This window comes from Murimonas intestini (genome assembly GCF_024622195.1).
GTDB lineage: Bacteria > Bacillota > Clostridia > Lachnospirales > Lachnospiraceae > Murimonas > Murimonas intestini.
The window spans coordinates 1-1,019 of the sequence record NZ_JANKBI010000036.1 but is presented as its reverse complement, the minus strand read 5'-3'; the positions used below and the strand labels follow the sequence as shown (position 1 = coordinate 1,019).

Here is a 1,019-nt window from a genome sequence, read left to right as displayed (position 1 = left end):
GGTAGTGTAAATAAACTTGTGTCTTTTGAAAAAAATGACTCCTTTTTGGTAAGAATTAAGATATGACAATTCTTATCGAAAAGGAGTATTTTTATGCCAGCAGCAAAGGAACAAATACGACAGATTATATCAGAAAACAACATCCGTAGTGTTTCTGATGTCTACACTCTTCTCAAGGACAGTTTCAAGGATATCTTACAGGAGCTTATGGAAGCGGAATTGGACGCTGCTCTTGGATACGAAAAAAATAAAAAGGGTGATCTGAACACGGATAACAAAAGGAACGGGCATTCTCCTAAGACTCTTAAAAGCCAGTTTGGGGAATTACAGATTGACATCCCCAGGGACCGGAATGGGGAATTCGAGCCAAAACTTATCCCAAAATACCAGCGTGATATCTCTGGTATCGAAGAAAAGGTGATATCTCTTTATTCAAGGGGAATGAGCACAAGGGATATCCATGACCAGATCCAGGATCTTTATGGCATTGAAATGTCAGCTGAAATGGTGAGCAAGATCACCGACAAGGTCCTTCCTGAGATCAAAGAATGGCAGTCACGTCCGTTGAACCCCCTATACCCCTTTGTATTCATGGACTGCATCCATTACAAGGTACGGGAAGACGGGCGCGTCCTGAGCCGTGCAGCATATGTGGTATTAGGGGTGACTGTGGAAGGGTATAAAGACATCCTGAGTATTACTGTTGGGGCAAATGAAACCAGTAAGTTCTGGCTTGGAATGCTCAATGACCTGAAGAACCGCGGGGTGAAAGACGTGCTGTTCTTCTGTGTGGACGGACTCCCGGGCTTTAAAGAAGCGATCCAGGCTGTGTATCCCCAGGCAGAGATCCAACGGTGTGTGATCCATATGCTGCGTAATTCCTTCAAATATGTCAATTATAATGACTTAAAGAAATTTTCCTCTGATTTCAAGGCCGTTTACAATGCCCCAAATGAGGCCGCCGGATTGTCAGAGCTGGAAATACTAAAAGAAAAATGGGGTAAGAAATATCCCTATGC

General features: G+C 43.4%; 1 protein-coding gene. It reads left to right on the top strand.

Features of this window, described 5'->3' with window-relative positions; all coding sequences use genetic code 11:
- Positions 1 to 93: 93 nt before the first annotated feature.
- The coding region (locus NSB28_RS24595; RefSeq protein WP_257517619.1) for an IS256 family transposase at positions 94 to 1,019 on the top strand (926 nt) is incomplete at its 3' end.